General features: G+C 46.1%; 18 protein-coding genes, 1 tRNA gene and 1 pseudogene. 10 read left to right on the top strand and 10 right to left on the bottom strand.

Translation table 11 applies throughout. From position 1 onward, the window contains the following. Positions 1-32 precede the first annotated feature (32 nt). From DYA43_RS12015 to DYA43_RS12005, 3 genes are read left to right on the top strand one after another with little or no spacing between them, the layout of a single operon-like run. Positions 33-1,160 (top strand): sigma-70 family RNA polymerase sigma factor, encoded by a 1,128-nt coding sequence (locus DYA43_RS12015; protein WP_061056893.1) that lies wholly within the window; start codon positions 33-35, stop codon positions 1,158-1,160. A 16-nt stretch (positions 1,161-1,176) separates the two neighbouring features. After that, entirely contained in the window at positions 1,177-4,254 is a 3,078-nt protein-coding gene (locus DYA43_RS12010) for a C-terminal helicase domain-containing protein (RefSeq protein WP_061056892.1), read from the top strand. Next, positions 4,254-5,954: a DUF8724 domain-containing protein gene (locus tag DYA43_RS12005; protein ID WP_061056891.1), complete on the top strand. Its 1,701-nt coding sequence runs from the start codon at positions 4,254-4,256 to the stop codon at positions 5,952-5,954. Before DYA43_RS12010 ends, DYA43_RS12005 begins: the two co-directional genes overlap by 1 nt. 9 nt (positions 5,955-5,963) lie before the next feature. Here the strand turns inward: DYA43_RS12005 and DYA43_RS12000 are convergent, their stop codons facing one another. Next, positions 5,964-7,568: a nuclease-related domain-containing DEAD/DEAH box helicase gene (locus DYA43_RS12000; RefSeq protein WP_061056890.1), complete on the bottom strand. Its 1,605-nt coding sequence runs from the start codon at positions 7,566-7,568 to the stop codon at positions 5,964-5,966. Positions 7,569-7,587: 19 nt separating this feature from the next. Further along, the gene (locus tag DYA43_RS11995) at positions 7,588-8,637 is read right to left on the bottom strand and encodes a DNA cytosine methyltransferase (protein ID WP_061056889.1); all 1,050 of its coding nucleotides are present in this window, start codon (positions 8,635-8,637) and stop codon (positions 7,588-7,590) included. 433 nt (positions 8,638-9,070) lie between these two features. Here DYA43_RS11995 and DYA43_RS11990 point away from each other — a divergent pair, with 433 nt between their 5' ends. Continuing rightward, positions 9,071-9,484, top strand: coding sequence for a DnaJ domain-containing protein (locus tag DYA43_RS11990; protein ID WP_061056888.1), 414 nt, complete (start codon positions 9,071-9,073; stop codon positions 9,482-9,484). A gap of 33 nt (positions 9,485-9,517) precedes the next feature. Further along, positions 9,518-10,393, top strand: coding sequence for a hypothetical protein (locus DYA43_RS11985; RefSeq protein ID WP_123946167.1), 876 nt, complete (start codon positions 9,518-9,520; stop codon positions 10,391-10,393). A 453-nt stretch (positions 10,394-10,846) separates the two neighbouring features. Here DYA43_RS11985 and DYA43_RS11980 read toward each other — a convergent pair. Continuing rightward, positions 10,847-11,833: pseudogene (locus tag DYA43_RS11980) on the bottom strand (TRAP transporter substrate-binding protein); the annotation flags it as partial. A 355-nt stretch (positions 11,834-12,188) separates the two neighbouring features. Continuing rightward, positions 12,189-13,943: a bifunctional lysophospholipid acyltransferase family protein/GNAT family N-acetyltransferase gene (locus DYA43_RS11975; RefSeq protein WP_061056885.1), complete on the bottom strand. Its 1,755-nt coding sequence runs from the start codon at positions 13,941-13,943 to the stop codon at positions 12,189-12,191. 668 nt (positions 13,944-14,611) lie between these two features. Here DYA43_RS11975 and DYA43_RS11965 point away from each other — a divergent pair. Both DYA43_RS11965 and mgtE read left to right on the top strand, forming a co-directional pair. After that, entirely contained in the window at positions 14,612-15,118 is a 507-nt protein-coding gene (locus tag DYA43_RS11965) for a CBS domain-containing protein (RefSeq protein ID WP_061056883.1), read from the top strand. Positions 15,119-15,135: 17 nt separating this feature from the next. Beyond that, a complete protein-coding gene (gene mgtE / locus DYA43_RS11960) occupies positions 15,136-16,500 on the top strand; it encodes a magnesium transporter (protein WP_225869422.1) in 1,365 nt (454 codons plus the stop codon). A 36-nt stretch (positions 16,501-16,536) separates the two neighbouring features. Here mgtE and DYA43_RS11955 read toward each other — a convergent pair whose 3' ends face one another. Continuing rightward, a complete protein-coding gene (locus DYA43_RS11955; RefSeq protein WP_061056882.1) occupies positions 16,537-17,109 on the bottom strand; it encodes a YceI family protein in 573 nt (190 codons plus the stop codon). A gap of 348 nt (positions 17,110-17,457) precedes the next feature. Here DYA43_RS11955 and DYA43_RS11950 point away from each other — a divergent pair, with 348 nt between their 5' ends. Further along, positions 17,458-17,904, top strand: coding sequence for an acyloxyacyl hydrolase (locus DYA43_RS11950; RefSeq protein WP_222732859.1), 447 nt, complete (start codon positions 17,458-17,460; stop codon positions 17,902-17,904). A gap of 69 nt (positions 17,905-17,973) precedes the next feature. On the opposite strand, the gene DYA43_RS11945 is transcribed toward DYA43_RS11950, so the two are convergent. From DYA43_RS11945 to rpsU, 5 genes are all read right to left on the bottom strand, one after another. Next, positions 17,974-18,049 (bottom strand) — tRNA-Ile (locus tag DYA43_RS11945). 141 nt (positions 18,050-18,190) lie between these two features. Continuing rightward, on the bottom strand, positions 18,191-20,068 hold the full coding sequence (gene rpoD / locus DYA43_RS11940) for an RNA polymerase sigma factor RpoD (protein ID WP_020330404.1): 1,878 nt from the start codon (positions 20,066-20,068) through the stop codon (positions 18,191-18,193). A 97-nt stretch (positions 20,069-20,165) separates the two neighbouring features. Beyond that, positions 20,166-21,911: a DNA primase gene (gene dnaG / locus DYA43_RS11935; RefSeq protein WP_024374192.1), complete on the bottom strand. Its 1,746-nt coding sequence runs from the start codon at positions 21,909-21,911 to the stop codon at positions 20,166-20,168. Between the two features lie 118 nt (positions 21,912-22,029). Further along, on the bottom strand, positions 22,030-22,473 hold the full coding sequence (locus tag DYA43_RS11930) for a GatB/YqeY domain-containing protein (protein WP_020330407.1): 444 nt from the start codon (positions 22,471-22,473) through the stop codon (positions 22,030-22,032). 28 nt (positions 22,474-22,501) lie between these two features. Beyond that, on the bottom strand, positions 22,502-22,717 hold the full coding sequence (gene rpsU, locus DYA43_RS11925) for a 30S ribosomal protein S21 (RefSeq protein ID WP_001145625.1): 216 nt from the start codon (positions 22,715-22,717) through the stop codon (positions 22,502-22,504). A 231-nt stretch (positions 22,718-22,948) separates the two neighbouring features. Between rpsU and tsaD the strand changes: the two genes are divergently transcribed. Both tsaD and DYA43_RS11915 read left to right on the top strand, forming a co-directional pair. After that, the gene (tsaD, locus tag DYA43_RS11920) at positions 22,949-23,968 is read left to right on the top strand and encodes a tRNA (adenosine(37)-N6)-threonylcarbamoyltransferase complex transferase subunit TsaD (protein ID WP_020330418.1); all 1,020 of its coding nucleotides are present in this window, start codon (positions 22,949-22,951) and stop codon (positions 23,966-23,968) included. A 142-nt stretch (positions 23,969-24,110) separates the two neighbouring features. Next, a complete protein-coding gene (locus tag DYA43_RS11915) occupies positions 24,111-24,926 on the top strand; it encodes an alpha/beta fold hydrolase (protein ID WP_061056881.1) in 816 nt (271 codons plus the stop codon). Positions 24,927-24,944: the final 18 nt, after the last annotated feature.

Raw genomic sequence — 24,944 nt, 5'->3', positions numbered from 1 at the left:
ACTCAGCGAATCGGTTGGTAATAGGGAAATTAATGAAAAATGAAATAGTTGAGAAAACCATACGAGATTTAGTTGGTGACTATGAGCGAACAGGAGAAAAGCTATCTCAAGAAGCTCTAACAAAAATATTTGTAAAGCGGGAATTGTCAGTCGATGAAAGCAGCAATGTTATCGAAGAGCTTATGTCACAAGGAATTCCTGTCGAATGGGGGGAATTGAATGACGATGATATTGAGCTCATTGATGAGACGGTTGAAGCGGGATCATCTTCAAATTTTAGCTTTATAAATAGATATAACTTATTAACAAAAGAAGATGAGGTGAAGTTAGGCCGTACAATAAAGTTGGCTATGCAAGTTCAAGATAGTCATTCTTGTGATGATATAATTACACATAAGCACTTAAACATAATTGTTGAAAATGGACGAAAGGCTAAGGAAGCTATGGTCTTAGCTAACTTAAGGCTGGTTAGAAAAGTCGTATCATACTTCAGTGTTAGTGCAGATCTTACGGTAGAGGACTTATTCCAAGAAGGGATCATAGGATTAAGTCGAGCTGTTGAAAAATTTGATCCAGATTTGGGGTTTAAGTTTTCTACATATGCGGTGTGGTGGATAAAACAAGCAATTGAAAGAGCAATTGTTGATAAAGGACTAACAATTCGCGTGCCGGTTCATATGCACAATAAGGTGCAGTTATTTAAAAAAGCCGTCTCTGCACTTTCAGCTATAAAAAACGGCAAATCACCAAAACCTTATGAAGTTGCAGAAGAATTAAATTGGAGCGTTGAAGAGGTGCACTTTTGTTGGGCTATTTCTGCTATACAACCGAGTTCCTTAGACGAATTAAAGCATGATGGGGAATATTCACTGAAGGATTTTTTAGTTGCGGATATACCGTCCCCTGAAGACGAGATTAATTCACAGGAATTAACAGCCGGAATAAAAGAGCACTTAGCGATTTTGAAAGATAGAGAAATAGAGGTGCTTGCGCATAGGTTTGGGTTGTCCGACAACCAAGAAGAAAGGACATTGGAATATATAGGAGAAATGTTCGGAGTAACTAGGGAGCGGATACGGCAAATTGAAGCTGAGGCATTGAAAAAGCTAAGACGGCCAAGTAGTGCTTCTGTCTTACAAGAAAACTTTTTAGACGATTAATACAAACGGAAATTAAATGAATATACAGGATGCTCAAGAAAAGTTTGTAACTTGGCTGGGTCAGCGAATGACACAGGTTGGTCGAGGTGATTGCGATAGTTCAATAGCTGTTAAACCATCAGGAAAATATTGGTTGGGGAGGATACAGTCTGAGCAGGCAGTCAAAGAAAGCGACTGGGGGGAAAAAGGTGAACGGCTAGAGCCTTGTGCTTTTGGTATAAAGTTGAAACCTGGAGGCCCTAACGAAGAAAAATGGAAACTAGAATTAAATGTTGGGTTTCATGTTTGGTTAAAAATGAAAGGTAGTTCTCACTGGATTAAATCTGAACAGGTAAAAGTTTCCCGCGAAATATCAATTAAGAGTGAACTTGGCAAAAGTAGACTGTTAGAGGATGAGCTCTCCAGTGAAATTACTAGAGTTATTGGGACAAAGGGCTTATCCGCTGCAATAGAAGTTGAAATTGGACAAGATCAGTACTCAGATTTTGAGCTGTTTATTACGCTGGTTAACACCTCACCAAAAGAATGCTCAGAATTATCGGATACTCGTTTTTATCAATGTGAAATGTCTATTAAGGGCCTCGTTACTAAACCTTACCTCTTGTCCGCTTTAGAGGATTCCTTTCGCTATGATCGGAAGGTACCAGCATACGGTATAAATTGTGGGATTGTCTTGGGGAGTGATGGGGCTTTTCAAACTGAAGATGCTATTTCGGTAGACAGGTTCCGACCTAAGTACTGGAATGTCAGTGGGTCTCCCCCCTCATTCGATTTCATGCTTCTGTCTGAAGATCCAATTAAGTCATCCAATCTTTTACTAGAATATCTAATTAGTTGGGGTAATGAAAATTGGTCAGAGCATGCCTTAAGGGCGAGGTCTAAAGAAGAGCAATGGTCAGAAGAGGCGTTAAATAGCGCTCTAGATTCTTCGCGACAATTTGACGAAGAGTGTGACAGGATTAAAAACGGCATTAAGCTCCTTGAAACAAACAGCGAGTTATTTACAGCTTTTACCTGCATGAATGAAGCGATGAGTTTAAGTTCTAATGGCAAGTATACCTCATGGAGAAGCTTCCAGTTTGGCTTCTTGCTCGCAAATTTAGGTTCAATTGTTGATCAAAAAGATGAGGCGGACATTGCAGATGTGGTGTGGTTTGCTACAGGGGGAGGGAAAACAGAAACTTACCTCGGGCTTTTGATAACTGCTTCAATTTACGATCGCCTTACTGGTAAAAGCTCAGGAATCACGGCATGGAGCCGATTTCCTTTGAGAATGCTTTCTCTACAACAAACTCAGCGTTTTGCTAATGCAATAGCTGCTGCTGATATAGTCAGAAAAAAACATAATATCCAAGGAGCTAGATTTTCTCTAGGGTTCTTTGTTGGTAATGGAGCTACTCCTAATTCGATCCCTGTAGATGCGGAGCCAGGGCAGCCGGATATAGATGATCCAGGGATGCCTTCAAAGTATCAAGTGCTAGATTCCTGCCCGTATTGTCATGACAAAACAATTGAAATGGACTTCGATAGAGCAAGTTGGCGTTTATACCACAAGTGCACAAGCGCATCTTGTATAACCCAAGGAGAGCCCCTGCCGATATATGTTGTTGACGATGAAATATATAGATTTCTTCCAACAGTTGTCGTTGGCACACTTGATAAAGCAGCATCCGTATCTATGCAGACTGCAATGAGGGGACTGTTGGGGGCTCCCAAAGGAAAATGCTCCAAAGGTCATGGCTATACATATTCCCGAAGAAGTCAAAAGCCTAATGGATGTTTGGTTCCTGGCTGTAAAGGTGAGGTGTGTGACCTGGGAATGGATGTAAAGCGGTTTGGGCCCTCGTTCAGGTTACAAGACGAGCTTCACTTGCTTCGAGATAGTCTTGGGGCTGTTGATGCTCATTATGAGGCTATTTTCGATTCCCTTGAGGAAGAGCTTTGCGATAGAAAACCGAAAATCCTTGCTTCATCGGCAACATTGACTGGTTATGAAAAACAGGTTGATGTTTTGTATCGCAGAAAAGGAAGGGTTTTTCCTGTACCCCCTCCAAAGGAAGGTGCCGGTTTTTGGACTGCTGATTCCACAGATAAAATGAGAGAGTTTATAGCTATAGCGCCTAAAGGAGTCACTATTGAGTATACGGTAGATAGGTTATTAGCTGAGTTGCAAAAGTCGATTAGGCGGTTGCAGGAACATCCTCAGGAAACATGTAGTGAAATAGGTATTCCTATACACTTCTCAGAAGAGCTAGTGTCTCTGTATGGAACTAATGTCGTTTATGGAAATACTATAAGAGACCTTGAAGCTGTCACTCGTTCAGCAGAGACCCAGCTTTCCGAAGTGCATGGAAAAATTAACATTGCATCATTAACGGGAAAGACGGAGTTTAAGGAAGTAAGTAATATCTTAAATCGGTTGGATAACCCTGAAAGCGAGTTCGATGAACGGTTACACATAATCGCTGCTTCTTCCATGATGTCACACGGTGTTGATATTGATAGATTGAATATTATGGTAATGCTGGGAATTCCCCTGTCTACAGCTGAGTTTATACAAGCTACAGCTCGGGTGGGGCGTAGATATCCTAGTTTGGTTTTTGTTGTGCACAAAATCGGTCGGGAAAGAGATGCGGGTATTTACCGCTCTTTTAGCCAATTTGTCTCACAAGGCGATCGATTCGTGGATCCTGTTCCAATAAGCAAACGTAGTCGACAAGTATTGAATAGGACTATCTCAGGCTTACTTCTAGCAAGGTTGATCATGATTCATGAATATGACTCAGAGATCCCATTAACTACTGTAAAGGCATTGAGGGAATACTATAACAATGGCAATTTCGATAGTGGTAAAGAGGCTAGAAAACTAATTCAGGCTCTGGAGTTAGAGGGAGATTTAGATAGCCACATTCGAGCTGATATTGAAGAGTGGATAGAGGGATTCGAGTCCAATATAAAAGAACCCCCAAATAGTGCAATTTTCCCTTCTGAGCTTTCTCCTACGGAAAGACCTCCTATGAGATCTTTACGTGATGTTGAAAAACAAGTACCTATTAGAGCATTTGTTATGAAGAATTCAGGGAGGAAAAAATAATGGTTGAATATAGAAGTGTTTCACAAGTGTTGTTTGGTTTTTTGCCTGAGCAAACTGTCGATTTAAAAGGCCGAGTATGGAAGGTCAAAGATTGGGTTTATTTTTCAAGGAATGATATAGATGTCGCCTCAATAAAGCGGGCGATAATTAGACACGCTGGCGCTTGGGAAGCATCGGGAAAGGACGGGGATTTTGTGGCAAACTTGAGGAAGGGGTTTCCAATACAAGTTGTGACGATTGACGAAGATAATGGAGTGAAAATTGAACCATTCCCCAATAAGTCTTGGGTGTGCAGAAGCTGCTTTCGAGTTCATAGTGAACCCGGTGCTCAATGCCCATGCGGCAAAGATATAGGTAAAAGTAACCTTTATTTTGTTGGGTATCACGATGAATGTGGTGCTCTTCGTGAGCCGTACATCCCCAAGTGCAAAGAGCATAAACAAGTCCGAGTAAATTTTCCTGGTACAGCGTCTGCTGCTGAAATCGTGTTCGATTGTCCAGTTTGTAACTCGCCATTGCGGAAAGGGTTCGGTAACGTGAGTTGCGAGTGCGGAAAAGGTAATTTGAAGTTTCTTCCGCATCGAGCATCCTCTGTATATACACCTCATAGTGTTGTGATTGTAAACCCGCCAGATAAAGAAAAGATTAGAGTTTTAACTGAAGCAGGGGGGCCTCCTCGAGCACTTTCATGGGTGCTAAGTGGTATGGAGGAAGATAATATTGAACAAGTGAAGTCTAGTTCAGAGTCCTTGCGCAGAACCCTGCAAAGTCAAGGGTTGCCTGACGATGTTATTGATAAAATGCTCCAAGCTGCTGGTACTTCAGATGAGTTTGATTCAGTTCCTAATTTGAGACTTGTTCGAGAACACCAAGAGGAAGCTGAAGCTCAGGCTGTTATTTTAGCGCTTGCAACATTGGATTCTAGGGTACAGATAAAAGATCTTATTGCATCGGTACAAGGAGATTCTCGCTTTACTAAAGTTTATCAAAGTGACTATTTGTCTAGCCTGTCAAAAGCGGGCCTGAAGAGTGTTGAGCTGATAGATAAGTTCCCCGTATTGACAGCACAGTACGGGTATACACGAGGAGGGCATAAGCCAGGTGAGGATAAATTAACCCCTTTCAAGTCTAAGGGTTCGAAAGGTTATACTATCTACTCAGACTTAGCTCAAACAGAAGCTTTATATGTTCAGTTGGAGCCGAATCGGGTCATCGCTTGGCTACAAGGCGAAGGTTTTAATATCATCCAAGGGCAGGATGAAAAATCTAGTCGTCAAAATATATTAGAAGCCATTAATAAGTACGATGGTACCGGAGGTGAACAGAGTCTCGTTGATGTCCTTCAAAAGCTTATTCATTCGTATGCCCATCGATTTATTCGGGTAGCTTCGGTTTTTTCAGGTATTGATAGAAATGGGCTATCTGAGCTTTTATTACCTTATCACTTAGGCTTTTTTATATACGGCGCTGCCAAAGGAGACTTTGTTCTAGGGGGGCTGCAAGCCGTGTTTGAAACAGAGCTGCATAAACTGTTAGATGCTGTCTTATATGAAGATCATCGGTGTGCAATGGATCCTGCGTGTCACGATTCAGGAGGCGCCTGTATGGGATGTTTACACCTCGGGGAGCCTTCGTGCAGGCACTTCAATATGAACTTAAGTCGCAAAACCCTTTTTGGTCGAAAAGGTTACTTACGATAGCCGGGGAGTTTATTGCCAATTGAGTTTGTCTTTTACTCTTTTGGATGAAACTAGGTATAGAGCCGACTTTGCGCGGCTCATGCCTACGTAACATAGTGATTGTATTGAATCATCAGTTTCATTAGTTTCATTGTCGTCAATTACAACAATAACTACGTGGTTTTCTAACCCTTTGAATCGACGAATAGTCTCCGCACAAATGCCAAATTTATCATAGCTAGAAAAGACGTACTCTCCAACGCACTGGGTTTTGAGGTCTTTTATAAATTGACTTGTGTTGCTTAGAACACTTATGTGTTCTCGATCGACTTTTTCCGAAATTAGGTGCTCAACAATTGTTGAAACAAAATCTAAAGACTCACCTATTGTATTAGATTCAACAAACTGCGGAGTAGGTCCTTGCAACCCGCTTACAATCACTTTTTCTTGGTAGATGGCGGCTACTGTGGTGGCTATTGGGGTTGTATTTCTGCAGTTTTGGAGTAATTCGTACGGGCTTACCCCTTCTGGTTCTTGCCAGTCTCTCTTATATAAATCTTGGTGAGAATCCGCGAATATGTAGAAAGTACCGTGCTGTGACAGGCGTTCTCGTAATGATATTATCCATTCATAAGAAAAGTCCTGTGCTTCATCAATAATAATCACATCATAGTTTGTTTTATTAATATTCGCGGCGTGTTTGAATAATTGCCCAGCTTGAGATTCATACCATTCAGAATCCAAATGATTTGGTATATCCAGGTTAGCTTTCTGCGCCTCTTTCAAGGTAAGGGAATGATATGTTTCTACAGTTATCGTCGAGCTGGCTAATAAACTACTTACTTTCTCTTTCAATAGCTTGTTGTAACAAATTAATAAAGTCTTAAACTTTAATTTATCTAGTTGTCTTGCTTTTTCAATCGCTAACACCGTCTTTCCAGTGCCAGCACCTCCATAAATGATAGCTTGTTTCGCTCGTTTCAAGGATTCCAAAACTTTCATTTGTTCGCGGGTTAATTCGATGATGCCTCTTTCTGTTTCGTCTATATCGTCTGAAATTAGCCTCTGGACGTATCGTGTAGGGGCTAATAGGACGCAAACGTCGTTTAAATAGCTGTCTGGAAATTTGTGATTATATCCCCAATGCCCAGTAACCCTTTCTATAACGTTTTCAATATTGTTTAAATCTTCTCTATCTATGATTAACTCTTTTGGTGAGTTCATCGACAGCGATTGACTGACAGAAATATCTGGAAATACAACTGCATGCATTATAGGGATTGCTTTTAACTTTTTGTCTTCATGGGTCAGGTAGTTAAGTAAGGCATACTTTGAGTCTTTAACTTGAACAAAGGGATCTTTGATTCTGTGTTTTGATTGAAATCTATCAGTTGAATACCAAGTCCCGTTTTCAATTTCAATATCACCCCCCTTAACTTCAAGTATTAGAATACCTTCTTTCGGAATTAGGACAATGAAGTCAGCTTCTCCATCTCCTTGACGGTTGTTCCTTTTTGATTGCCAGCAAACTGAATGAAGGATCGTAATGCCATCAACATTCGTAAGTGAAGCTCTTACCTTTTCTTCTGAGGAAGGGCATTTTTCGGGTAAAAAAGGGGGGTAAATAACAGCCATGTTCTAATTCCCTGTGGTTTTAAAGTTTCAGTTCTTCAATATGCTTTTTGAATGATTCACCTATCACTTGTCCCAGCCTGGGAGGAACGGCATTACCGATCATTTTTCCTACGACGCTGGTTTGAATTGGCTTAGTATCTTCAGTAAATTTGTACCAGTCAGGGAACGTTTGGAAAATTGCACCCTCTCGCAGCGATATTGCTCTGTTTTCTTTTGGATGTCCAAATCTGCCATTACCAAATCCGAAAAATTGGGTGGTCATTGTTGGGGCGGGTTCATCCCAACTCATTCTGGAATAAACGCTGGAGTATGTTTGACCGCTTGGTTTTCTATGGCATTCTGCTATGAGGTGTTTCGGCCAATCTTTCCAGGAGCCTCCAGGTCTAGAGGCTTTCATACGCTTCATGTTGAGTTCTGATAGGCCCGCAGCTTTGTGAAGGCGATCAAGTTTGGAGGCTGAGCCTGCCTTTATTTTTGGCAGCTGTTGTTCTGAGAGAGCCTGTCTCACTGTGATATATTCATCAGGGTTGTGAGTCTTGGGAATTAATGAAATAGAGCCGAGCTTAGACGCTAGTAAAACATGGCGACTTCGAGTTTGAGGAACCCCATAATCCGGGCAATATACAGTATCAGCCCAAATATTATAGCCCTGCTTTTTCAAAGTCTTAACAAAGTCATGGTATACCTTGTGTTTGGTCACATCAGGAACATTCTCCATTGTAACGAGATCTGGTTGGGTGTCTTTGATTAGTCTTGAAAATGCATAGAGCAAAGGCCATTTCTTATCTTTTTTCACATCTCGTCCTTGAGAATATGTGGAGAAAGGTTGGCACGGAGCACACCCAGCTAATAGCTTGATATCACCTTCAGGATACATACCTGATAGTTCTTTCGCTTTCAAAGATGTTACATCTTTACAGTGGAAAGTCGTTCCGTTGTTTGACTCATATGCATATTTGCAACTGCTTTCTATATCTAGTCCAGCAGATACCTGAATTCCAGAGTCAAGTAGCCCTCGAGTTAATCCTCCCGCACCGCAAAATAGATCTACACTAACTATGTTTTTCATATAGTTATAACCAATAAATTATATCCTCTTCGTAGTTTACCTCATAATGCTCGCTAAATCGAGGTGGATTTCAATTTTTCTCTTCAAAAAGAAAGGGATACATAAAATTTCTTATTATTTATATACTTACTTTATGATAGCTGAAATCTGTAGTGGCAAACTAAATCCAGGCACTGGTTTATGTAGATTTTTCGCTTTCGCAGGCGGTAAGTTATCAATTGTACTGACGTGGTCTTTTCCATTCGCAATCGTTCATCAGGTAATAACCGTCACCCTGATTCGCATTGAGCGATACTCTAAGCTCGGTATTCATTCTGATTTCAGACTTTGAACAACGCTCAAATTATCAGTGGTAGAGCCTTTATTACTTGGATTATGTATAATTTCAGCGACGTACATATTGTACAGATTATTTGCAACTGAAAGGTATCTCATGAACACTATCTTGATTATCACGACCCTAAGCTTTGCGGTCCTCAATGCTCTTTTGTTTCTTAAGCTAAAGAAAGAGCACGCAGAGCACAATTCGTTGTCCGAGAAGTTATCTTTAGTTCAGTCTCAATTGGAAGAGCTCCAAGCCAAAGGAATCGCCGACATCTCATTGGCTGAAGTTGATTACTTTAAATCACAGAAAGACAAGCTGATGTTCTTGTTGCTTGAGGTTGATGGCAAACGCCGTAATCAGCTTTTGGGCATTACTCCTGATATGTACGACGACAGCCAAGCAGCTAAAAAATGGTACAAGTCGTTGTCTGTGCAAGTGCACCCAGACAAAAACCCAGGTTACAAGGATGCTGCGAAAGCATTTGATAAACTCAATGAGCTTTATAATATGATGACGCTTTAATGGTGCTGACATGAGAAATCAACTCAAGTGCCTTTGTCTGAACTTGTCACCTCTCAAGCCAGTAATGTTGCTCTAGATCTCAATGATACCATCGACCAAAATAACCAAGCTCTGTTAGAAACCTCTTTTACAGTGCTTGATCATGCTAACGAAACCCACACGCCGTTTTACAACATCCCTTCTTTAGCGCAGTCCATTGGCACAGACGCAAGAGGTCTGAGGAAAGCGCTGGCTGAAGCTGACGAGGGTGAGGTGAAGTGGAAAAATAAAGTGCCTTATATGGCGCAAGGCTGCACGTTGGAATTCTTATATGAACGACTTGAGCAGCCTAGGGACAGCAGTCAGCAAGCCCTCATCGAAAGTACGATTGACACGGTAAACTTAGCAAACGATTTAAGTTATACGGGCATTATTGAGCAGATAGAAAATGCACTTGATGCATCATTGATGCAAGAGAATGAATTTATGGATGAATCAAGTAAAATAGCATTAATAGCAGGCTCTCAAACTGTCGTCAGTCATGATGGGGATGGTGAGAACCCCATAACGGCTTTACAGGTGCAGACAGACACCCAAGTGGTCAATTACCGCCTATATATGGATGCTAGCATACTCCATGAAGTGACGGGCTTATCAAAATCCGAGGTGCGAGAGCATCTGGCTAGTGCCCCTCAAGACAAAATAGCTACTTTAAATAATCAAACGTTCGTTAGATTACCTACTGTTATAAAATGGAATCAAACCAGTTTACAAAATAGAGATCCCGATGTTAGGGCGCGAGGGCAAGTCTTTCAATCATCAGCACACAGCCTGATCACCGAACCTGTTGCCATGAAAGCCCGTGCAATCTCGGCCGCATCGGTGACAAAAAATCCAACAAAGCTAAGGAAAAGAAACGTAGAGAACTGAAAGTGGTCGGTCAAGATAGGCAGTGCCAGCTTTCACTGCAGCCCATCAACGGCCAAAGTACGCAGATTCATCACCTAGAGCGCGTTGCGGATAAACCTGAGTTAGCTGCTGAATAGGATAACCTCGCACTTACCTTAGTTCCCCCGCATCAAGAAGAGCACAAAAACGACAAGTCTCTTCCCGAGCCGCCGAATCTAGAAAAATAAATGATAGTGCCAGAATTACTAAGTTAGCAAACGTTGTAACTCAACTATGTCCAAAAGTGATCATGGGTCTAGTATGATACTTTAATACTCATGTGTGGTTTGATTTATAGTGTGACGACACAAAGTTGTATGATACTTTATTTTTCGACACTGTTTTTACCTGCCAAAAATCAGCATCTACAAAATGGGTCAGTATGAAACTTTATTACTGGCCCACAAAAGGGCTGCCATTGGCAGCCCTTTTTCGTTATGGGTTAGAGTTGAGATAGGCTTGTGTCGAAATCTTAGTCCAGTCACGCACTTTCTTCAGATAACTGTGTTGAGATTCGATGATCTCTTTGGCGAGAGGATCGTTGGCTGCGAGTTCTTGTAACAGCTCATCATTGGCTTTACGCATGGCGTCTAACACGGCTGGCGGGAAATCGCGGACTTTGATGTCCGGATGTTCAGTCGTCATCTGTGCCCAGGCCGTTGCATTGGCGTCAATCGCCTGAGCGTACATATCAAATGCCGCGACGCGGAACGCCGTTTTCAGGATCACCTGCAGATCATTCGGCAGCGAATCCCAGACTTTTTTGTTCACCAGGAACTGTGTCTCTGACCCTGGTTCATGCCAGGCTGTGTAGTAATAAGGTGCAATTTTCTGAAAACCCATGCGCAGATCGAACGCTGGTCCCACCCATTCCAGCGCATCAATCGTGCCGCGCTCAAGTGAGGTATACAGTTCCCCCGGTGCAATATTCGTAGGCTTAGCGCCGACTTTTGCAAATATTTCTCCGGCAAAACCCGGAATGCGCATCTTCAGCCCTTGCAGATCATCAATGGAGTTGATCTCTTTTTTAAACCAGCCGCCCATCTGAATGTCGGAGTTGCCGCCGGGAAATGAGAGCAGACCAAAAGGTTCATAAACTCTCTGCATCAGCTCCATGCCGCCGCCGTAGAAGAACCAGGCGTACTGTTCCATAGTGATCATGCCAAACGGCATAGAAGAGAAAAACAGCGTATTCGGTACCTTGCCTTTCCAGTAATAAGAGCTGGAATGACCCAGATCGTACTGACCGGATTTGACCATATCAAACACGCCCAGTGGCGCTTTGTGCTTATTGGCCGAATCGATACGAATCTGTAGTCGCCCGTTCGACATCTCTTCCGCCAGTTTGGCCATATTGCGTGAGGCATCACCGAGAATTGGAGTGTTCGCCCCCCACGTTTCGGCCAGCTTGAGACGATAGACTTTTTCCGCTGCTGCACTGAAGCCACTGAATAGGGTCAGAGACAAGAGTAAGGCGGTGGTCATTCCTTTGTGTATGGCAGACTTAGTCAACATAACTTCCTCATTTTTATTGTTATTGACCGGATAATCTTCTGGTTAGAACAAAAAAACGTCAATTGGCTGTGGAGAAAAGAAGGCGAGTGATGCTGAAGGAGTCTGCTGTATGTCGGATTATTTTAGGATTTTAATGTTAGTTTATATTTCAGTATTAGCGATATGTTTGGTTTGAAGGCGAGTTTTTGACCGTTCGTTATGATTTCAAAACTGTCTGTAAGGTCACGGCGATGATCCAGTGACCATCGCCGTGTTGAGCGGTTTAACGGCCGTGATAGCCCAGATATTGCTGCGCTTCCTGACTGCCCATGTAGCGAGAGAGGGTACGCTGTGGCACATTACGCAAATCGACCACAATCAAACCATCGAGCGCATCGTTAAAATCCGGGTCGATGTTGAAGCTGACCAGTTTGCCATTGAGGCCAAGGTATTGGCGCAGCAACACCGGAATACCTTTGCCTTCGTCAATGCGGGCAATCACACGCGACAGCAATTGCAGGTCGGCGAGCGACGTCAGCAGACTGGCATTCCACAGGTTTTGACCCGTCGGTAGCGGATTGGTCGCTTCCACCAGTTCGGCCTGTGCTTTGTCGTAGTAATGTAGCGTCATGGTGTCGGCCAGCAGGCGACGTGCCTGATCGCTGTAGTCGCTGCTGATGCTCACCGGACCAAACAGGTGCGTGTAGTCCGGATGGCGTTGCACGTAAGTGGCGATACCTTTCCACAGCAGTAACAGAGGCGCCATGCTTTTTTGGTAGGCTTCATCAATCACCGAGCGGCCCATTTCAATCGCTTTGCCCATGTTGTGCAGAAAGCGCGGGTCGTATTGAAACAGTGTGCTGGAGTACAGCCCATCAATGCCGCGACTTGCCAGCAGTTCATCGACCAACCCTAAGCGATACGCGCCGACCAGTACCTCATGTTCGCGATCCCAGATAAACAGGTGCAGATAGTCGCGGTCGAACTCGTCAATATCCAATGATAAACCAGTGCCTTCACCGACTTGGCGAAAGTTGAGTTCTCGCACACGGCCAATTTCATGCAGGATGGCGGGGATGTTCTCTGCTCGCGTGCAGTACACATCAAATTCGTTGTGGCGCAGCAGATGCTCCGAAAATGACAGACGCGCGATGTCTTGGCGTAGATCATCCAGCGGCAAGCGGGCATCTATCGGTGCCAGCGAGCTATCTTGCGCGGTTTTGTTGCGCGTAATGGTGGCAGGGTTGTGCAACAAATAGGTGTTCAAGCGCAGGTAGTTGACCAATTGCTGATCGCACAGATCGTTCACTTCTTTGTAGTGAATGGTTTCGCCGATCGCGATGTCGATGCAGCTCTGCTTTTTATTCAGCAGTTCGCGCCCGAGCATCAGGGTGCGCAGCAGTGGGTGGATTTTCCCCGCCATATAAAAACGTTTGGAGTTCTGGCCATCGATGTACACCGGCACCGATTTGGCTTTGTGTTTTTTGATCAGGCGGCTGACCGACTGGCTCCACTCTTTGTCTTCCAAACGACGTTGTTTGTTGTCGACCAGTTGCGACACTTCGCCGGCAGGGAACATCAGCAATAAGCCGCCTTGTTCCAGATGTTTATGCGCCTGACGCAGAGCCAGCAAATTGGCTTTGTGCGCTTGGCGGGTTTCAAACACATCCACGCCGATAAACAGTTCATCGAGCTCGGGGACGGTTTTGAGGTAGTGATTGGCGAGGATCTCGATGTCTGAGCGGCGAGTCAGTAGCAGTTCAGCCAGAATCACCCCTTCCACGCAGCCAAGCGGATGGTTCGCCACGACCACGGTCGCACCCGTTTGCGGCACTTGGCCCAGTGAGCCTTTCACCACTTGGTAATCAATGCCCAACACTTCGAGCGTGAAACGCAGAAACTGCGCCGTATCGCACCCAGCCGGGCGCTGGGCGTAAAATTTATCAAGTTGGTTTAAACCTGTCGCCCATTCGGCGAATTGTTCACCCAGGCCAAAGGGGGTTTTGCGCGGCAATTTAAAAGGGCTGGTGGAAAGCATAACGTCCTCACGATCCGTGTTTTATCGTCATGCTAGAGCGCGATTGTGTCAGAACCGCTGCGATTGGATGAGGCTTTGATGGCGTTTCGATTGCAGTTTGGTGACGAACGGAAATGAAAGCACAACGCTCTCTGGCTTATTACTTTCCTGAATGGAAATATTAAAACTTGTGTCAGGTTTCGGTCTGGTTGTCAGCGCTGGGTTAAAAATGCTCTTGGTAGTTGTGCAATCGTTGACAAGATTTTACGCCAGATTTAGCATCCCGCTCGCTTATTAATCACAGCGCGTTTTGCGCTGACTATCGTTTAATTTTTCGAGGAACAACAGAAACCTATGGACTCATCGAGTAGTCGAATATCACAGTATGGTCTTTTCGGTTTAACGAAAATGCCACGCGGTTTCTAGTTCACCAGCTTTCTGCTTTTCGCATTTGCTTGGTGATCATCATCGCTGGCAGATGCAGATTCTCTCATCCGTTTTCGAACATTCCAGTTTCCCGACCAGACCTTCTCGGGTATGGCAACGTTGTTTGCGTACGTGTTAACGGGCGCGGCCGCTTGTATGACGTGAAAGCCGTCGGGATCACGCAGCAAACTTGCGCTATTCCACGCGTGGGTGCTGCGGTGCATTAAGGTTTCTTTGTCCTGAGCTAATCTCAGGAGAGAGCTATGACTGTTACACCCATCTTTGAGCGTCAGCCCAGCTTGGTGCTGCGCATCTCCGGTTTTAACCGGGTTCGTGATCATCTCACCCAAGACTGTTTTTGCGTGGGGGACGATCTGAAAGTGCATCATGTTATTCACATGCTGCGCAGCCTGCACGTCGTCGGCCAATTGATCGATGCAGTGATCGTCACCTCGGACGAAGGCACCTATTTGGGGCTGGTTCCGCTGTCGGCGTTGGCAGTTGCGGAACCGACATTACCCATTCTTACGTTGGCTCAAGGCTCCCAGTTTTTTGTTTCACCCGTTGCTCCGGCTTATCAAGCGGCGTTGCGTCTGCGCCAAAGTCCATGGGCGTTGTTGCCGGTGTTGGATGAAGAGCACCGCGTTGTCGGAGTGCTGGAAAGCCGCACGGCCATCGGCATCATTCGTCAGCGTTTACAACTATCCCCCAATGAGCTGGCAGGCAAAGTTCGTTCCAGCTGGTTTCGTTTGACTCATTTTTGGCGCTAAGGCCGGGAGAACTCAGCATGACTACCATGATCCATGAAATGATGGCGCTGCTGCGCCATTCCGACAGAGCGCAATTGAATCAATTCATGGCGCGCAATCCCAAGGCCGACTGTGCAGAAACATTGGTTCATCTGTTGGATACTCAGCGTGTCTCGCTGAGCGAACTGAAAGACATTTTGCATTTGCTGACGCCGGATTCCCGTGCCGAATTGTTTAGCTATTTGCCGCTCACGCTTCAGGTGGATATCGCGCAAAGTATGGCGATGGCAGAACTGGCGGCTATGGCGCATCAAATGGCACCCGATGAGCGGGTCGATCTGTTGGCGCTGTTGCCACAGGATATTCAGCAACAGGCGCTGCGCTTGATGAACGCGGCGGACCGAGAAAACATCGAAATTTTGTCCGCCTATCCACAGGGCACAATCGGCGCGATAATGACCACCGATTTTGCCACGTTAACACGCGATCTAACCGTGGAAGAGGCGTTGGCTCACCTTAAATTGTGCGCCCATGAAAGCGAAACCATTTATCAGGCGTACGTGCTGGATGATGAGCAAGGACTTCTCGGCATTGTCTCTTTACGAGAACTGGTGCTGGCCGAACCGAGCATCAAAGTAGCATCGATCATGACCAAGGTGATGATCTTTGTGCGGGCGAATGACGAAGAAGCGCTCGCGGCGCAGGCGATCAGTAAATACGATCTGTTGGCGTTGCCAGTACTCGGCAGCCGTAACCAGTTGATTGGCATCGTGACGTATGACGACGCGATGGATGTGGCGGAAGAACAGGCGGATCGTAGTTTTCACAAAACGGCGGCGGTGAATTTTACCGGCAGCCTCAAAGACGCAAGCATTGGTTTGATGTATCGCAAACGGGTGTTCTGGTTGGTGCTGCTGGTGTTCGGGAACCTATTTTCTGGGGCGGGGATTGCGTATTTCGAAGATACGATCCAAACCTACGTCGCGCTGGTGTTCTTTCTGCCGCTGTTGATCGACAGTGGCGGTAACGCGGGATCGCAATCGGCAACATTGATGGTGCGAGCATTGGCGACGGGTGAAGTGGTCGCCACAGACTGGGCAAAAATGGTCGGCAAGGAACTGGCGATATCGGCGTTGCTCGGCGCAACCATGGCGGCAGCGGTCTCCTTGCTTGGTTTTTGGCGCAGTGGCGGCGACATTGCATTAGTCGTGGCGCTGACGATGCAAATCGTGGTGATCATTGGGTCGGTGGTCGGGATGTTGTTACCGTTCGTGCTCAATAAAATGAACCTCGATCCGGCATCGGCCAGTGCGCCGCTGATCACCACCATTGCCGACTCCATTGGCGTCATTGTTTACTTCAGTGTCGCAACCATGGTGTTGGAGTTCCCACCAGTGGTTTAATGTTCATGCCCGCAGTGATGCGGGCATTGTTTCAAACTATTTACGAAACATCAGTGTCAGTGTCACTGGCACACGATCCGAAATGCTGATGTCGCCCACCGTGGTTGACAACGCATTTAAATTGCCAGCAGGAATACCAAAATCACTGCCCCCGATCACAACGGGGGCGTATGAGCTGACCATGATGTGATCGCCGGCGGGCATCACTACAACCGGAAAAGTTACACTTTGAGTTTGGCCGTGCATGGTCACCTTGACGGGCAAGGCGACTTGTTTGGCTTCGCCGCTTAACAAACTAGCATCGACGCTACCGGTGATCGACACCGTTGGGTAGGTCATGCTGTCAAAGAAGATCTCGTTGAGGCGAGTATCGCGAATAGGCACGCCGGTGCTGATGCCCTTTAAATCGACACTGATTTGAAATTGACCATTCTCTTTCAGTTGCCCGGAAAGGGTGTTGATGCTGGCAGGTTCGACCACAAACTGCTTCTTAATCGTAGCAAAACTGATCGACGATAAGCTGGAGTCCAAAACATAGTCGCTGGCAAAAGCGCTGTGAGCCGTGAATGCGCTGAGCGCCATAGCGAGTAAAGCCGTTACATTTCTCATAGTGGAACCTTTTCATCACAGATAGTAGCTCTAAGCGTAGTCTCTGAACGTGGAACAGAGTAGTTGGACTCGGGGCATTGTGCTGTCTTTTATCACTCAGTGTCTGTTTCGTGGCATGGGTTCAAACATCTGCTTTCGTTATTAAAGATTATGTTATCCGGATTACAGCCAGTTTTAGTGGATAGAACAAAAGCGTTTAGCTACCAAAATAGGTATTGCGAACTAAAATTATATCTATCAGTAATAATGAAGATATACATGATGAATGTCTGTTTATGTAGGTCATTGATTGTGGGTGTATCGTTTTGCTTTTCGTCTGCCGTTTATTGCCAATCTTGGTTCGACAGTGTGAGTGTTGGCGCTGGAACTTCATTTGATCACGAGTTTCTCGCGCATATCGGTATTCAGCACAATTTTGATAAACAATGGTGGGAGAGTGACTCTGGAAGCCTTTCGGCCTATCTAGATTTGTCTTTGAACAATTGGTCATTACCTGGAAAAGATGACTTGCGCATTGTTGCGATCTCCCCGGTGTTTACGTACCAATTTTCTACGCGATTGTTCGGTGCCAAACCCAATCTAGAATGCGGTATCGGGGGAAGCTACATTAGCGAATATGTATTCAACGATCGAGATATGGGCGGTAAATTCCAGTTCGAGGATCGGATCGCGTTTGGTTTACGCTATGACTTCGGTACGTTGATGCTAACTTACCTGCACTATTCTAATGGCGGCATATATTCACAAAATGCAGGCATGAATTCGGTGCTGCTCAAATTCCGCTATTTTTGGTAGTGGCAATTTTCGCCTCAATTTCCAAATGCAAAAAAGCCTGATGGGTTTCCTCATCAGGCTTTTGCAATTTGGTGGCCCCTATGTGACTTGAACACATGACCAATCGATTATGAGTCGACTGCTCTAACCACTGAGCTAAGGGGCCGATTAGGGAAACGATTATAGGGGATGGGCTTTGGAGTGTCTAGCCGCAAAGTAGGGTAATAGCGCTTAGTTTTTATTCACTTAGCATCCCGAATAATAAAAAAGGTGAGTCGTGGCTCACCTTTGTCTTTGCAATGATTGCTTACTCGTCGAGGAAGCTGCGCAGAGTCTCTGAGCGGCTTGGATGACGCAGTTTGCGCAGTGCTTTTGCTTCGATCTGACGGATACGTTCACGAGTTACGTCGAACTGTTTGCCCACTTCTTCGAGCGTGTGGTCGGTATTCATGTCGATACCAAAGCGCATACGCAGTACTTTCGCTTCACGAGGCGTCAGGCCAGCCAGAACATCACGAGTTGCTGCTTTCAGGCTTGTTGCTGTTGCAGAATCCAGTGGTAGTTCCAGAGTGGTATCCTCGATGAAATCACCCAGATGCGAATCTTCGTCGTCACCGATTGGTGTCTCCATTGAGATAGGCTCTTTGGCAATTTTCAGGACTTTACGGATCTTGTCTTCCGGCATTTGCATGCGTTCAGCCAACTCTTCCGGCAGTGGCTCACGACCCATTTCCTGTAGCATCTGACGAGAGATGCGGTTCAGTTTGTTGATCGTTTCGATCATGTGAACCGGAATACGGATAGTGCGTGCCTGGTCTGCGATTGAGCGAGTGATCGCCTGACGAATCCACCAAGTTGCGTACGTCGAGAACTTGTAGCCACGACGATATTCAAACTTATCAACCGCTTTCATCAGACCGATGTTACCTTCCTGAATCAGATCCAGGAATTGTAGGCCACGGTTGGTGTATTTCTTCGCGATAGAAATAACCAGACGCAAGTTCGCTTCAACCATCTCTTTCTTCGCACGGCGAGCTTTCGCTTCACCGATAGACATGCGACGGCTGATGTCTTTGATACGATCAACAGTCAGAGAAGTCTCTTGTTCGATGATCTTCAGTTTCTGGATAGAACGGCGAATATCATCTTCGTACTGGCGAACTTTTTCCACGTACGGCTTATCTGATGCCAGAACCTGATCCAACCATGCTTCGCTTGATTCGTTACCCGTGAAGATAGCGATGAACGATTTCTTCGGCATTTTTGCCACTTCGACCACGGCTTTCATGATCAGACGTTCTTGAGTACGAACGCGATCCATTGACGTGCGAAGGGTATCAACCAAATGATCGAACTGTTTTGGTGTCAGACGGAATTCACGGAAGACATCCAGTACCAGATCCGTTGCCTGCTGCGCTTTTGAGCTTTCGTTACCGTGCTCGTTGATCGCGAGTTGCAGGTTTTGGAACTTGTTACGCAGCTCGGTGAATTTTTCCAGTGCCAGCTCAGGGTCGATACCGACTTCTTCATCGCTGTCGCTGCTGTCGTCATCACCGTCTTCATCTTCGTCTTCATCTTCGTCGTCGATGTCTTCTTCATCTTCGTCGTCGAGATCTGCACCACTTAGCTCAGAACCGATGTGGGTTGCTGTTGGTGCGGTGGTCTCTTCTTCGTTTGGATCGACAAAACCAGAAATCAGATCGGTCAGGCGCAGTTCTTCGGCCTGAACTTTGTCAAACTGTTCAAGAATGTAAGGGATGGTGCCCGGGTATTCAGCTACGGCGCTTTGAACTTGGTTGATACCTTCTTCAATACGCTTAGCAATATCGATTTCACCTTCACGAGTCAGTAGTTCTACTGTACCCATTTCACGCATGTACATGCGGACTGGATCGGTCGTTCGACCAATCTCGCTTTCTACACTTGACAGCGCAGCTGCAGCGGCTTCTGCTGCATCTTCATCAGTGATCGTGTTGTCGTCGCTAAGGGCGAGGTCATCGGCATCAGGAGCAGTTTCTACTACTTTGATACCCATGTCGTTGATCATCTGAATAATATCTTCTACCTGTTCAGAATCGACGATCTCAGCAGGTAGGTGGTCATTTACTTCGGCGTAGGTCAGATAGCCTTGTTCCTTGCCTTTAATGACAAGTAGTTTAAGCTGTGACTGCGGATTTTGATCCATAGACGGTATCCAACTTCGTATCTGGTGAAGGAATAGTATGCGAAATGCAAACCACGTATATTAACAAATTTATTCGTTGCTGACTATTTAAACTGGGTTACGCTTTTAATTCTAGCATTAACGCTACTAGCTCCCGCTTTTCCTCGGCTGATAAACCGACGCTTCTCTCTTTAGCCTGCAAGTTTTCAATTTGTTTCTCTACGCACTGGGCAAGAATTTTGTCCAATGAGTCTAAAAATAGTTCTTCTTGGTTGTCTTCGACAAGGGGGATTTCCCAGCTTGCCAGACGAGACAGAAGTGCCTCATTTTTACTGTTGCGCCAATGTTCAAGTAATTGGCCCGTTGAGATATGGGGGTATTGTCGGCAATTTTCAAGGACTTCTACCAACAAACTCAGCCCCGGAATAGCCAGACCTCTAACGCTGGAAAGGTCAGGTACCATATCAGCATAGCTCGGATTTTGCAGAAGCAAAGCGATAACTTCCCGCATCGGCGTGCGTTTAATTTCTTTGTGCGGCTGCGGTCGACTATTGGCTTCACTCGGTAAATTCGGCTTTTTATAAATACCGGTTTTCTGCTCAAGTATTTTCAGCAACTGATCCTGTAGAGATTCATCTGGGATCTTATTGATCAGTGGCAGAGCCATGGCTTCAAGCGCCGCTTTACCCTCATTGTTGCCGACATTGACTTGTGACAACAGATTAGAAAACAGATATTTCGACAGAGGTTCTGCCTGGTTCATCTGTTCTTCAAAGGCATCTTTACCAAACTTGCGTACGTAGCTGTCCGGATCCTCACCATCAGGTAAGAACAAGAACTTCAGAATGTTGCCGCTTTTTAAGTAGCCCAGTGCATTCTCCAGTGCACGCCACGCGGCTTCACGGCCTGCGCGGTCACCGTCGTAACAGCAAACCACAGTATTGGTTTGACGAAATAGCAGCTGTAAGTGATCGCCGGTGGTTGACGTACCCAGTGAGGCGACAGAGTAGTCGATACCATATTGCGCCAGCGCCACCACATCCATATAGCCTTCGACCACCAGAATCTGTGGTGGTTCACGATAGGCCTGCAGTACTTCGTAAAGGCCATACAGTTCCTTACCTTTATGGAAGATAGGTGTCTCTGGCGAGTTGAGATATTTCGGTGTGCCATCGCCGATCACGCGGCCACCAAAGCCGATCACGCGGCCACGACGATCACGAATCGGGAACATCACTCGACCGCGAAAACGGTCGTAGCGGTTGCCATTGTCGTTCTCGATCAACATACCGCCCGATACCAGCATGTCCTGATTGTGGCGGCTTTGACCAAAGTTCTTACGAACCAAATCCCATTCGTCTGCTACAAAACCAATACCGAATTTCTGGACGATTTCGCCAGATAAACCGCGGTTTTTCAGGTATTCAATCGCGTGACGGTTGGATGCGACTTTGAGTTGCTGACGATAAAACTGAGCGATGCTGCCCATCAAATCGTACAGGTTGCGTTTTTCTTCGCTGTTGGCTCGAGGGGCATTTTTGTTAAACGACCCGTTACTGCGCTCTTCCCGAGGTACTTCAAGTCCGAGAAAAGAGGCCAGCTCTTCAATGGCTTCCGGGAACTCCAGACGCTCATATTCCATCATAAAGTCGATGGCATTACCGTGCACACCACACCCGAAACAGTGATAAAACTGTTTTTCCTGGCTGACGCTGAAGGAGGGGGTTTTCTCGTTGTGGAATGGGCAGCAGGCGCTGTAGTTTTTACCCTTTTTTTTAAGTTTTACACGTGCGTCGATGATGTCGACAATATCAAGCCGAGCCAGGAGGTCATCAATGAAACTACGAGGGATTTGTCCTGCCATAAAACCTAAAAGAAAGAACTGAAATTCAAAGAAACGTACCCGCGTTCAGGCAGAGTACAGATACAAACAAGCCGTGCGTTCCAGAGGATAGCACGGCTTGATGCAATTGGGTGTCAGGTTAAGCGAGTTTAGCGCGAACTAAGCCGCTAACTTTACCCATATCTGCACGCCCTTGAATCTGCGGTTTCAATAGCGCCATCACTTTACCCATGTCTTGCATGCCCGCTGGTTCAGATTCAGCAATTGCACTGTCAATCAGTGCGACCACTTCTTCTTCGCTCAGTGGTTGAGGCATAAATTCCTCAAGAACTGTGATTTCTGCTTTTTCCGCATCAGCAAGATCCTGACGGTTTGCTGCTTCAAATTGCGTAACAGAATCGCGACGTTGTTTAACCATTTTGGTCAGCACAGCAAGAATGTCGTCATCGCTCAGAGTAATCTGCTCGTCAACTTCACGTTGCTTAATGGCTGAAAGGGCTAAACGAATAGTGCCAAGGCGCGCTTTGTCCTTGGCTTTCATCGCTAATTTTTGCTCATCTTTGAGAGTGTCAATCAGAGCCATAACGAATTCCTTAGTTAGGAATCAGTTATTAGTACAGGCGAACGCGACGAGCGTTTTCGCGAGCAAGCTTCTTAGCGTGACGCTTTTGAGCTGCTGCTTTAGCGCGTTTGCGAACTGTAGTTGGTTTTTCGTAGTGCTCACGACGACGCACTTCAGAAAGGATACCTGCTTTTTCGCAAGAGCGCTTAAAACGACGTAGTGCAACGTCGAACGGTTCGTTTTCACGTACTTTAACTACTGGCATATGCCTTTCACCTCAGGGGTTAATTCGTTAACGCTGGCGTTGTGTGACCAAAACAACAATTAGTTTGATCGAAACCAGCTTGATCAAAAATGGTGCGGAATTTTAATCCGATAGCCACGGCTTTGTAAAGCACTTTGTCGCTTACAGTCTGTACAAAATTTGTTTGTGAAGCCAAGCCGAGGTAACATGGCGCCAATTTCGAATTATAGATGACAGCGTGCTGAGAAAACTATGCGCATTATTGGTATTGAAACCTCTTGTGACGAAACGGGTGTAGCGATTTACGACGATGAGAAAGGATTGCTGTCGCATAAACTCTACAGTCAGGTCAAACTTCATGCAGACTACGGTGGCGTAGTGCCGGAACTGGCATCACGCGATCACGTTAAGAAAACCATTCCTTTGATCAAAGCGGCGATGGCCGAAGCTAACTTAACCCCGGCAGACATTGATGGCGTCGCGTACACCGCAGGCCCGGGCCTCGTTGGTGCTTTATTGGTGGGTGCAACGATTGGCCGCAGCTTGGCTTATGCCTGGAATGTGCCAGCGGTGCCTGTGCATCACATGGAAGGTCACTTGCTGGCGCCAATGTTGGAAGACAACCCGCCGCCATTCCCGTTTGTTGCGGTATTGGTTTCAGGTGGACACTCAATGATGGTGGAAGTGAACGGCATTGGTGAATATCAGATTTTGGGTGAATCGATTGATGATGCTGCCGGTGAAGCGTTCGACAAAACCGCGAAACTGATGGGGCTGGATTATCCTGGTGGTCCGCTGCTGGCGCGTTTGGCTGAAAAAGGCACACCGGGTCGCTTTAAGTTCCCGCGTCCGATGACGGATCGCCCAGGGCTGGATATGAGTTTCTCTGGCCTGAAAACTTTTACTGCCAATACGATTGCGGCTAACGGCGATGATGAGCAGACCCGAGCGGATATCGCCTATGCGTTTCAGGAAGCAGTGTGTGACACCTTAGTTATCAAGTGCCGCCGTGCTCTGGAACAGACGGGCATGAAGCGCATTGTGATTGCGGGGGGTGTGAGTGCTAATAAACAGCTGCGTGAAGACTTAGGCAAACTGGCGAAGAAAGTCGGCGGTGAAGTTTACTATCCGCGTACTGAATTTTGCACCGATAACGGCGCCATGATCGCGTACGCTGGCATGCAGCGTCTGAAAAACGGTGATGTGACGGATTTGACTCTGGAAGCGCGCCCGCGCTGGCCGATAGATCAACTGACGCCAATCAACGATTAATCACTGTCAAACGGTCGCTGAAGCGGCCGTTTTTGTTTCTATGAATCAAGCGATTAGTACAGTTTTGACGTGTCTGCTCAGAGCTGACGGTAGTGTTTTTAATGCTATAGTCGCTGCAACATTGATAACAGGAAAAATAAGAATGAGCATGTTTAACGTTGATGGCCAGCAGATGCATTATCTGGATGTGGGGCAGGGCGAAGTCATTGTGCTGGGTCACAGTTACTTGTGGGATAGCCAAATGTGGGCTCCGCAGGTGGAAGTGCTCAGTCAGCACTATCGTTGTATTGTGCCTGATTTGTGGGCGCACGGGGCGTCCGATTCAGCTCCAGCGGCAATGCGCAATCTGGCTGACTACGCGCAGCATATATTGGCGCTAATGGATCATCTGGCGATCGAAACGTTTTCTGTACTGGGACTCTCGGTGGGAGGCATGTGGGGCGCCGAGTTGGTTGCCCTTGCGCCGCAACGAGTAAAATCTTTGGTGATGATGGACACTTTTGTCGGATTGGAACCGGAAGTCACGCATGCGAAATACTTTCATATGCTGGATACCATCAGCCAACTTCAAGCGGTCCCTGCGCCGATTGTCGATGTGGTCACGCCAATGTTTTTTGCACAAAACGCCGCAGAGAACTCGCCACAGCTGGTGCAATCATTCCGCAGCTGTTTGGCGGCGCTGAGTGGCGAGCAGGCTGTTGAAGTTGCGCGAATTGGTCGTATGGTGTTTGGTCGCCGCGACTTGATGGAAGAGGTTGAGAAGTTTGCGCTTCCTGTACTGATTGCGGTCGGTGCAGAAGATGCGCCGCGCCCGGCGCTCGAATCTTATTTAATGAATGACAGTATTACCGGCAGTGAGTTGGTGGTGATTCCACAAGCTGGCCACATCAGTAATCTGGAGCAACCGCAGTTTGTCACCGATATGCTGATGCGCTTCTTCGCTAAGGTGTACGCATAACGCAAACATAAAAAAGGC

It is taken from the genome of Vibrio fluvialis, assembly GCF_900460245.1.
Classification (GTDB): domain Bacteria; phylum Pseudomonadota; class Gammaproteobacteria; order Enterobacterales; family Vibrionaceae; genus Vibrio; species Vibrio fluvialis.
Note: the sequence above shows the minus strand (reverse complement) of the source record. Positions and strands in the feature narration are given on the sequence as shown.

Bases quoted from the DNA above. Each gene is read 5' to 3' on its own strand.
- DYA43_RS12015 (WP_061056893.1), top strand. From the start codon at position 33: ATGAAAAATGAAATAGTTGAGAAAACCATACGAGATTTAGTTGGTGAC.
- DYA43_RS12010 (WP_061056892.1), top strand. From the start codon at position 1,177: ATGAATATACAGGATGCTCAAGAAAAGTTTGTAACTTGGCTGGGTCAG.
- DYA43_RS12005 (WP_061056891.1), top strand. From the start codon at position 4,254: ATGGTTGAATATAGAAGTGTTTCACAAGTGTTGTTTGGTTTTTTGCCT.
- DYA43_RS12000 (WP_061056890.1), bottom strand. From the start codon at position 7,568: ATGGCTGTTATTTACCCCCCTTTTTTACCCGAAAAATGCCCTTCCTCA.
- DYA43_RS11995 (WP_061056889.1), bottom strand. From the start codon at position 8,637: ATGAAAAACATAGTTAGTGTAGATCTATTTTGCGGTGCGGGAGGATTA.
- DYA43_RS11990 (WP_061056888.1), top strand. From the start codon at position 9,071: ATGAACACTATCTTGATTATCACGACCCTAAGCTTTGCGGTCCTCAAT.
- DYA43_RS11975 (WP_061056885.1), bottom strand. From the start codon at position 13,943: ATGCTTTCCACCAGCCCTTTTAAATTGCCGCGCAAAACCCCCTTTGGC.
- DYA43_RS11965 (WP_061056883.1), top strand. From the start codon at position 14,612: ATGACTGTTACACCCATCTTTGAGCGTCAGCCCAGCTTGGTGCTGCGC.
- mgtE (WP_225869422.1), top strand. From the start codon at position 15,136: ATGACTACCATGATCCATGAAATGATGGCGCTGCTGCGCCATTCCGAC.
- DYA43_RS11955 (WP_061056882.1), bottom strand. From the start codon at position 17,109: ATGAGAAATGTAACGGCTTTACTCGCTATGGCGCTCAGCGCATTCACG.
- rpoD (WP_020330404.1), bottom strand. From the start codon at position 20,068: ATGGATCAAAATCCGCAGTCACAGCTTAAACTACTTGTCATTAAAGGC.
- dnaG (WP_024374192.1), bottom strand. From the start codon at position 21,911: ATGGCAGGACAAATCCCTCGTAGTTTCATTGATGACCTCCTGGCTCGG.
- DYA43_RS11930 (WP_020330407.1), bottom strand. From the start codon at position 22,473: ATGGCTCTGATTGACACTCTCAAAGATGAGCAAAAATTAGCGATGAAA.
- rpsU (WP_001145625.1), bottom strand. From the start codon at position 22,717: ATGCCAGTAGTTAAAGTACGTGAAAACGAACCGTTCGACGTTGCACTA.
- tsaD (WP_020330418.1), top strand. From the start codon at position 22,949: ATGCGCATTATTGGTATTGAAACCTCTTGTGACGAAACGGGTGTAGCG.
- DYA43_RS11915 (WP_061056881.1), top strand. From the start codon at position 24,111: ATGAGCATGTTTAACGTTGATGGCCAGCAGATGCATTATCTGGATGTG.